Here is an 8,441-nt window from a genome sequence, read left to right on the forward strand (position 1 = left end):
CGGTGGGGGGTGACAGGGGTCGGCCGGCGGGGGCGTCGGTCAGCGCACCGGCGCGGACCAGTGCGGGTCGCGGCCGGTGAACGCGAGGAGCTTGTCGGCGCGGCTCGCGTCGGCGGGGACCTCGATCACGGGCGCGAACTTGCCGAAGGACCGGCGGACGAACTCGACCATCCGCGAGGCCGGGATCTCCAGCCGCTCGGCCAGGTCCTCGGTCAGCGGGAGGTCCTGGCCGGTCGCCGCGGCGATGTCCCAGGCGTGGACGGCCGCGTCGAGGGCGGCGACCATGGCACCGGCCTCCGCGGGCATCGGCCCCATCGGGGTCGGCACGTTCTCCGCCTCGCGCTCCGACTCCCACGCCTTCAGCGCGGCGTCCAGGGTCGCCTTCAGCCGCGTCGCCGCGTCCCGGCCGCCGTCGGCCAGGACGTCCGCAGGCTCGAACGGGTCGCCCTCGGGCGGCTCCTCGGTGATCTGCATGGTCAGTGCCTGCTGGTCGAGGCGGGCGTGGTGGAAGACCTGCCGGACCGTCCACTCGCTGCACGGCGTCGCGGCCCCCCACTTCTCCTCGGGCACCCCGCGCACCGCGGCCAGCAGGTGCTCCTGTGCGTCTGCCAGCAGCTTGAACCCGTCAACGGACATGCGTCGCCTCCCCCTTCGACCCTCTGGCCCTCTGGCTCTCGCCCTCTGGCCTTTTGCCGCACCCTACGCCTGGCGTCAGCCGGCGGCGGTGAGAAGGGAGTCGGCCAGGGACGTGCGGGCGTACAGGACGGTGCGGCCGGTGCGGTGGGCGGTGACGAGGCCCGCCGCGCGCAGCGCCGTGAGGCTCTGGGAGACGCCGGCCATGGACAGGCCCGTGCGGGCGGCCAGTTCGGTGGTGTTCGCCGGGGAGTCCAGCTCGGTGAGCAGGAGGGTGCGGGAGCGGCCGAGGACGGCGGCGACCGCGGCGGTGCGGGTGGTCGGGCGGGGTTCCCAGAGGGTGCCGACGCCTCGGGCCCGGTAGGAGAGCTGCGGGGGGTCGGGCGGGGAGACGCGGGTGGAGAGGCCCGGGCCCTTGAAGGCGGAGGGGATCAGCAGGAGGCCGGGGCCCGCGGTCTCGCGGGTCAGGGCGCGTCTGCGGGCGAGGCGCAGGGCGTCCCTGTCCCAGCTGACCCCGGGGTGCAGGTCGTTGAGGACGCGGCCGGCGCCCTGTTCGGCGGCCTGCCGGGCCCGGTGGAAGACGTCCGCGTCCAGCACGGCGCGTACGCGGGCCCAGTACGGGGCGAGCGCCAGCTCCCAGTAAATCTCGATCTCCTGCGCGAGGCGCGGGAGGCGGGCCCCCGGGTCGGCGTACAGGGAGCGCGTACGGGGTCCCAGCCGGCCGAGGTGGCTCCGCAGGCGGTCCAGGTCCAGGCGGACGCGGTCGGGCGGGGTGGCCGTGATGGCGGCCAGCTCCTCCGGGAGGGTGGGGGCCGGGCCGGTGGGGGCGGGGTTGAGGAAGTCGGGGACGTAGGACGCGGTGGAGATCAGCTGGGCGAGCAGGCCCCGGTCGAGGCCCGAGGCCGCGAGGCGTGGCCGCACCTGCTCGAGCCAGCGCCGGTGCAGGGGGTCGTCGGCGCCGGAGCGGAGCAGCCGGAAGCCGGCGCCGACCTCCCACATCGGGGAGACGGCGAAGCGCGTCTGGGCGAGATCGCTCGCCGAGAAGGCCAGCTCCGTGCCGCCCACCTCCCGGAGGATTCGCGTATACGTGAATCGATGGCGGCCACTCTAACGGGCCCGGATGCTTCCGCCATGACCTCGACCTCACACCCCCCCAGCCCCTTCGCCGGGGCGTCCGGCACCTGGCAGCTCGGCGGCGACCGCACCGTCAACCGGATCGGCTTCGGCGCGATGCGGCTGCCCCAGACCGGCGAGGCGCTCGTCCCCGACGCCGTCCCCCGCGACCGCGACCAGGCGATCCGGGTGCTGCGCCGGGCGGTGGAGCTCGGCGTCAACCACATCGACACCGCCGCCTTCTACTTCTCCCCGCTGCGCTCCGCCAACGAGCTGATCAACCGGGCCTTGGCGCCCTACCCGGACGACCTGGTGATCGCCACGAAGGTCGGGCAGCCCCGTGACCCGTCCGGCGCGTGGCTCCCCCACGCCGGGCCCGGCCAGCTGCGCGGACTGGTCGAGGAGAACCTGCGCCAGCTCGGCCGCGACCACTTGGACGTCGTCAACCTGCGGATCGTCGGGACCGACTCCGTCGCCGAGCGCTTCGGCGTCCTCGCCGAGCTGCGCCGGGCCGGACTGATCCGGCACCTGGGCCTGTCCAACGTCACCCCCGCCCACCTCGCCGAGGCCCGGGCCATCGCGCCGGTGGTGTGCGTGCAGAACATGTACGGGCTCGGGGTGCGACCCGACCAGGACGCGTTCGTCGACGCCTGCGGCGAGCAGGGCGTGGCGTTCGTGCCGTTCTACGCGATCGCCGCGGCGGGGCGGGAGGCCGGCCTGGCGAGCGGTGCCCTCGACCACCCGGCCGTCACGGCCGTGGCCCGGGCCCACGGGGCCACCCCCGCACAGGTCCGCATCGCCTGGACCCTCCACCGAGGCCGACACGTCCTCGCCATCCCCGGCACCGGCGACCCCGCCCACCTGACGGCGAACATCGCCGCGGGCGCCCTGCGACTGACCGAGGCGGACCTCGCCCGCCTGGACGCGGTGCACCGCCGGGAGGGCTGAGGCTGCCGATTCTCAGTACGCTCGGGGCCATGGACTACGCGAGGATGCGCGCCATCGCCGAAGAGCTCGGGAGCTATGCCGAGGGGCTCGAAGGAGCCTGGCGCGTCGAGATCGGCCCGTCCGGTCCCATACTGGCGATGATGTCTCCCTCGAAGCGGCACGAGGGAGCGGTCTGGCGGATCAGCCGACAGCTGAACGCCCAGCTTCCCACGACCCACCCCGGCTGCATCTGTGCCACCGGCCCCGAAATCGAGCATCCGGCGATCGGACGCATGCGCCGCCCCGACGCAGTGGTCATCCCCGAAGCAGTACTCGACGAGGAGGGCCTCGCGGTCGACTCCACGGAGGTCTTGGCCGCTGTGGAGATCGTCTCGCCCTCGAACCCGGGCAACGACTACGCGGAGAAGCTGGCCGACTATCCGGCGATGGGCATCCCCCACTACCTGATCGTCGACCCCCGCACCGGCACGATCGAGGTGCACTCCGAGCCGTGCGGGGGGCGGTACGCCCGGAAGGAGCCGTACATCTTCGGGGACTCGGTGCCATTCGGGCCGTGGCGGGTGGAGACGGCGGAGTTCCGGCGGTACGGGCGGGACGGTTGAGGGTGCTTCGGCCGGCTCCGGTCGGGTAGCGTGCGGGTCATGTCGAATCCTGAGTCGGACGAAGTGGGGGCTTTCGGTCACGCCGTCAGCCCCCTGAATCACTTGAATCACTGAGCCCACTCTCGGGGTTGGCCGCGGTGGCGAGACGACCTTCTCGTTCTCTCCTCACCTCGGAGTCACTCGATGCCTCTTCCGTTGTATCTGCTCGCCGTGGCGGTGTTCGCCATGGGCACCTCGGAGTTCATGCTCGCCGGTCTCCTGCCGGACATCGCCTCGGATCTCGACGTCACCGTCGGGACGGCGGGCGTGCTGACCTCGGCCTTCGCGATCGGCATGATCGTCGGCGCCCCCGTGGTCGCCGCGCTCGCCCGCAACTGGCCCAGGCGCTCCTGCCTCCTCGGGTTCGTCCTCGCTTTCGCCGCAGCTCACGTCGTGGGCGCCCTGACCGCGAGCTTCCCCGTCATGTTCGCTTCCCGCGTCGTCGCCGCTCTCGCGAACGCGGGGTTCCTCGCCGTCGCTCTGACGGCGGCCACCGCCCTGGTCTCCCCCGACCGGAAGGGCCGCGCACTGGCCGTGCTGCTGTCGGGCACCACGGTCGCCATGGTCTCCGGTGTCCCCGGTGGGTCGGTCCTCGGCACGCTGCTCGGCTGGCGGGCCGCGTTCTGGGCCGTTGCCGCGCTCTGTCTGCCCGCAACGCTCGGCGTCCTGCGGGCTGTTCCGGCAGGGCGTGGGGCGGACGGGGCGACTGACCGGCCGGAGATGCGAGCGGAACTCGCGCGGCTGACGAGGCCACCGCTGATCCTGGTGATGCTGCTCGGCGCGCTGGTGAACGCGGCGACGTTCGGAAGCCTCACCTTTCTCGCCCCCGTGGTGACCGACACCGCCGGGCTGGGAAAGCTGCGGATCTCCGTCGCTCTGGTGCTCTTCGGCACGGGTTCCTTCGTGGGCGTCACGGTCGCCGGCCGCCTGTCCGACCGGCGTCCCGGCCTCGTCGTCGCCGTCGGCGGTCCGCTGCTCGTCGCCGGCTGGCCGGCCCTGGCCGTGCTGGCCGACGAGCCGGTCGCCCTGTTCGTCCTCGTGTTCGTGCAGGGCGCGCTGTCGTTCGCACTGGGCGGCACGCTGATCACGCGGGTCCTCTACGAGGCCGCGGGAGCGCCCACCATGGCCGGCTCGTACGCGACCGTGGCCCTCAACGTCGGCGCCGCCGTCGGCCCTGTCATCGCCGCGACCTCGCTCGGCACCGAAGCGGGGGGTCGCGGGCCGCTCTGGGCCAGTGGATCTCTCGTGGCGGTCGCGCTGCTCACCGCGTTCGCCTTCCGTCCCGACGCCGTTGCCGGCAGCCGGTAGGGGAGACGGTCGGCGTGAGTCCATTGCCCGGTCAGTGAAGCCGGCACTCCCAGGGCTCGAGGTCCGGCTCGCCCGGGGGCAGCTCTCCGGTGCAGTAGCGGTGGAGCCAGGTGGCGGCCCTGCGCTCGGCGTAATTCTCGTTGAGCGGTTCCCCGTGGTCGTCCAGTTCGAGGACGTTGGCGAAAATCGCGACGCAGGTCTCCAGCTGGGAGGGCGACTCCCGCAGCTCCTCCCAGTAGTCGATCCCCCGGAGCGTCGGGTGGCCCACCGAACCCCGGGCGGGCCACCCGGCGAAACGGCGAAGGGCCCCCGACGCACCGGGGCTGAGACCGGAGGACATGGTCGGGTTACTCGGGCCGGCCGCCGTACGGCACGGTGATCAGTTCCATGGCGTGGCCCGCCGGGTCCACGAAGTACACGCCTCGGCCGCCGTCGTTGTGGTTGATGGTGCCGGGGTGCTTCTGGTGGGGGTCGGCGTAGTGCTCGATGCCGCGCTGCCTGATCTGCGCGTACGCCGCGTCGAACTCCTCCTCGGAGACCAGGAAGGCGTAGTGCTGCAGGGTGATGCGGTCCGCGGGGATGGTGGCGAAGTCCAGCGTGACGCCGTTGCTCAGGGCGACCGCGATGAACGGGCCCCACTCGCTGGTGATCTCCAGCCCCAGTAGGCCGGTGAAGAACTCCGCGGACTCCCGGTTGTCCTTGGCGTGGACGATCGTGTGGTTCAACTCGACTGACATGGAATGCCTCCGAAGGCATGCCCCGACACCTCCATGCCTCACCCAGCCGGTGACCGACACGCGATGTCGCCCTCGATCTTAGTCACGCCTTCGAAGATGCGCGCGGCCCTTTCAGGGCGCCCGTGGACGGAGCTGACCATCGCCGGCGGCGGTGGCAGATCAGACAGTCGACGGCGAGCGTGAACGCGCCGAGCAGGTTGGCCGCTCGGCGACGCCGGCCCCTTCGCCCCTGCCTCACTCCGCCGAACCAGCGCAGGGCATCGAGCCATGCTTCACCCGAGCGCCCAGCGGCCCCACGTCGCCCACGCCCTCGGGCACCGCAGTCACCTGGGGATGCCGAGGTCCTTGAGGTACGTGAGGCGGGCGTTTATGGCAGCGGAGAAGTGACGCCAGTCGAGGCTCTCGACCAGTTCGATCGGCTTCGGGTTCTCAACCGAGGACGTGACGTAGCACACGGCATCGTAGAGCTGTTCACCCATGAGCCTCTCGCAGAAGATCCCGAAACGGTCCTGATACGAGGTGTTGTGCCAGATCCCATCCGAAGGGAGAGCGCCCTTGGCCGTCTTCACCGGCCTCCGGGATCCTGCACCGTCCTGCATGATGAAGAAGTAGCCCAGCCAGGGCTTCTCCTTCGGGTACAGCTCAGCGAGGGCTGCTCGGCGTAGGTCCACGGCGCTGCCCAGCGCCTCCTCAACCCTGTTGTTGTAGTTGTTGCCGTACGACGGCCCGCCGAGTGCCTTCAGCTCGAACGCCGCCACCAGGACGTTCTCGTGGACGACCACGAGGTCCCACTGCTTCTGGGGCCGGTAGTAGCCCGGCAGTTCAAGTCCCTGCGACTTGGTGACGCGGATACTCTCTGGCGGGTAGCCGGCATCGAGAAAGAACTTCGACAACAGGACGGCAATGGCGTCGAAGTGCTTGCCGCCTCGTACCGAACCCGCCGTGCCCGCCCCGACAGCGGCCTTGATCGTCGACTGCTCCCTCTGCAGCTCCTTGGCACCCCAGTACGCCGCGATGGCGTCCTCGAAGTCCTGGCGGGTGACCGTCAAGATCAGTTCCTCCTAGTCAGGCAACCCGGCGAGCCCGTAGACACGCAAAGCAGCCTCGGTGGCGGCCTCCACGTCCCGCTTGTCGAAGGCTGCGGCGAGAGCGACCCGGTCGCTCTCGCTGATCGTCGCCGGATCTGGAACGCGGATCTTCCGAAGGTACTGCGCCTGGAAGCGGAGGGTGCCCCCTCGCATCTTGACCGCGTACGCCTCCACGAATGCTTCCGCGACCTTCGACAGCAGCAGGCCACCGAGTACGCGCATGTTCCAGACGTCCGAGACGATGAAGTACAGGTTGTGGTGAGGGTACAGGCCACCTTCGTCGAGGACCGGATGGATCCTCAGCTTCATGTCCGGAAACAGCAGCTTCCGGCGACTGGTGAGCTGGTGGTCGACCTTGTCGATGGTCTTGTACCAGCGCTGCGGCTGCTTGACCGCCACGTAGCGCTTACGCAGTGCCTCACCGTGCCTCTCGAAGTGGGAGGCGAGACGCGGATACGCATCGAGGTCGACCAGGTCGCCGCTGGGTGTCCAGGGGTTGACCAGGTACGTACCGTCCCAGGCGATCGTGCCACTGGTGGTGTCACGGACCATGGCCATGGGGAGCAGCCGGTCCTCCTCGACCTGGTCCTTGTCCTGGGTGAGAAAGATCTTGTCCGCACCGGTGGCGATGCCGATACCGACTCTGGTTCCCGTCTCGGTGTCTTCGAGGAGCCGGAACCGCTCGGTGAGATCCTCGAGGACCGCGAGCCTCGCCGGCGAGGCGGCCGGCCACGAATCCTCCTCCGGGAACCAGTGAGGCATGCGCGCGGCCTCGCAGGAGGCGGTGGCGAGCGTCGGCGGCTCGCCCTGCTGGTACCAGTCGGTGAAATTCCGCGCCTGCCGCGCTTCGAAGGCTCGGTTCGCGTTCGCAGCGACCGCTGCGCCCTGGGCCTTGTTGGAGATGAGGGTGATCGCCGGATAGGCCGAGACCTGATCATCGAAGGCGTCGACGTCGTGCATCACAAGGGCCAGGTCCATGCTGAAGTGCTTGGTCACCAATTCCCTCAGCCGCCGGCCGTACTGGTTCCGCATCCAGCGGTCGGCGCAGATGAATCCCAGCTGACCGCCTCGGTTGAGGCTGCGCAGGGCCTTCTCATAGAAGCCGATGTAGATGTCGGCTCGGCCACCCATCGTGGAGCAGGAACGGCGGTAAGCGGCCATCCGGTCATCGGGGACTTCTTCAAGCCGGATGTACGGCGGGTTGCCAACGACGTAGTCGGCGCGGTGCTCGGCGTCCGGCTGCAGAAGGTAGTCACCCTGCCTCACCCACGCTCTGGCAACCCTTGCAGAATCCCTCTGGTCCCAGCCCGCTTCTCGCAGCGTTGCTGTGACCAGCGTCCGGCTCTGCTCCACGTTCCGGTCCAGCAGGTCGAAGGCCCGGACGGCGTCGATCGCGTCGGCGATAGGACGCCGGTGCGCATGGCATGCCGCGCTCATTCGGGATGCGATCACGGCCAGGAAGGCGCCACCGCCGCAGGCCGGCTCCACGAGTCTCAGATCACAGAGGTCCTTCTCCGCCGTGTACCCGAGAAGGTCCAGGATGAGCTCGACCACCCAGGCACGCGTGAACACCTCACCGTGTTCCACGGCCTCCTGCAGAGACTGGGGAATGGAGAGATCGTCGGTGCTGAATAGCGCGAAAGTTGCCACGCGAGGACATTACCGCTGGACGTTCCTAAGCCCGACTTCCATCCACAGAGCGTAGTCAGTCAATAACAGGATCGCGGAGGCGTTCAGTCGATGGGCGTACAGCACGGGACGAGCGAGCACCTTCTGCATGCAGACGATCTTTGCGCCCATTCTGACCGCCCTGAGGGGTCCACGTGACGCCGCAGAGCACGGACGCGTGACCGAGAACCGCCGTCGCGATCGTCGTTCACTAGGGAGTGTCTTTCCGATCATCCGATCGTTGGTCTGGTCGTGAGGGATGGGGAGATATCTGACGTCGCGTGGACGGTGATCGAGCCGTTGTT

At 70.0% G+C, this 8,441-nt stretch carries 9 protein-coding genes; 3 read left to right on the forward strand and 6 right to left on the reverse strand.

Annotated elements, in window-relative coordinates:
- Positions 1-39 precede the first annotated feature (39 nt).
- A complete protein-coding gene (locus ACGFZL_RS02950; protein ID WP_393688617.1) occupies positions 40-636 on the reverse strand; it encodes a TIGR03086 family metal-binding protein in 597 nt (198 codons plus the stop codon).
- Between the two features lie 75 nt (positions 637-711).
- Entirely contained in the window at positions 712-1,632 is a 921-nt protein-coding gene (locus tag ACGFZL_RS02955; RefSeq protein ID WP_393688679.1) for an ArsR/SmtB family transcription factor, read from the reverse strand.
- A 132-nt stretch (positions 1,633-1,764) separates the two neighbouring features.
- Between ACGFZL_RS02955 and ACGFZL_RS02960 the strand changes: the two genes are divergently transcribed.
- The 3 genes from ACGFZL_RS02960 to ACGFZL_RS02970 all read left to right on the forward strand — a co-directional run bounded on the left by ACGFZL_RS02960 (position 1,765) and on the right by ACGFZL_RS02970 (position 4,643).
- On the forward strand, positions 1,765-2,694 hold the full coding sequence (locus ACGFZL_RS02960; RefSeq protein WP_393688619.1) for an oxidoreductase: 930 nt from the start codon (positions 1,765-1,767) through the stop codon (positions 2,692-2,694).
- Between the two features lie 29 nt (positions 2,695-2,723).
- The gene (locus tag ACGFZL_RS02965) at positions 2,724-3,296 is read left to right on the forward strand and encodes a Uma2 family endonuclease (protein ID WP_393688621.1); all 573 of its coding nucleotides are present in this window, start codon (positions 2,724-2,726) and stop codon (positions 3,294-3,296) included.
- A 183-nt stretch (positions 3,297-3,479) separates the two neighbouring features.
- Positions 3,480-4,643, forward strand: coding sequence for a Cmx/CmrA family chloramphenicol efflux MFS transporter (locus ACGFZL_RS02970; protein WP_393688623.1), 1,164 nt, complete (start codon positions 3,480-3,482; stop codon positions 4,641-4,643).
- Between the two features lie 31 nt (positions 4,644-4,674).
- On the opposite strand, the gene ACGFZL_RS02975 is transcribed toward ACGFZL_RS02970, so the two are convergent.
- From ACGFZL_RS02975 to ACGFZL_RS02990, 4 genes are all read right to left on the reverse strand, one after another.
- Complete coding sequence (locus ACGFZL_RS02975) at positions 4,675-4,911, reverse strand: hypothetical protein (RefSeq protein WP_393688625.1); 237 nt, start codon at positions 4,909-4,911, stop codon at positions 4,675-4,677.
- Positions 4,912-4,990: 79 nt separating this feature from the next.
- Entirely contained in the window at positions 4,991-5,380 is a 390-nt protein-coding gene (locus ACGFZL_RS02980; RefSeq protein ID WP_393688627.1) for a VOC family protein, read from the reverse strand.
- 323 nt (positions 5,381-5,703) lie between these two features.
- The gene (locus ACGFZL_RS02985) at positions 5,704-6,429 is read right to left on the reverse strand and encodes a PaeR7I family type II restriction endonuclease (RefSeq protein ID WP_393688629.1); all 726 of its coding nucleotides are present in this window, start codon (positions 6,427-6,429) and stop codon (positions 5,704-5,706) included.
- Between the two features lie 12 nt (positions 6,430-6,441).
- Positions 6,442-8,118 carry an Eco57I restriction-modification methylase domain-containing protein gene (locus tag ACGFZL_RS02990; protein WP_393688631.1) on the reverse strand — a complete coding sequence of 559 codons (1,677 nt, stop codon included), beginning with the start codon at positions 8,116-8,118 and terminating at the stop codon, positions 6,442-6,444.
- Between the last annotated feature and the right edge of the window lie 323 nt (positions 8,119-8,441).

The organism is Streptomyces sp. NPDC048182, from assembly GCF_043202555.1.
Lineage (GTDB): Bacteria > Actinomycetota > Actinomycetes > Streptomycetales > Streptomycetaceae > Streptomyces.

Excerpts from the sequence above, each read along its gene's own strand:
- ACGFZL_RS02950 (WP_393688617.1), bottom strand. The coding sequence starts at position 636 with ATGTCCGTTGACGGGTTCAAGCTGCTGGCAGACGCACAGGAGCACCTG.
- ACGFZL_RS02970 (WP_393688623.1), top strand. The coding sequence starts at position 3,480 with ATGCCTCTTCCGTTGTATCTGCTCGCCGTGGCGGTGTTCGCCATGGGC.
- ACGFZL_RS02960 (WP_393688619.1), top strand. The coding sequence starts at position 1,765 with ATGACCTCGACCTCACACCCCCCCAGCCCCTTCGCCGGGGCGTCCGGC.
- ACGFZL_RS02955 (WP_393688679.1), bottom strand. The coding sequence starts at position 1,632 with ATGTGGGAGGTCGGCGCCGGCTTCCGGCTGCTCCGCTCCGGCGCCGAC.
- ACGFZL_RS02980 (WP_393688627.1), bottom strand. The coding sequence starts at position 5,380 with ATGTCAGTCGAGTTGAACCACACGATCGTCCACGCCAAGGACAACCGG.
- ACGFZL_RS02965 (WP_393688621.1), top strand. The coding sequence starts at position 2,724 with ATGGACTACGCGAGGATGCGCGCCATCGCCGAAGAGCTCGGGAGCTAT.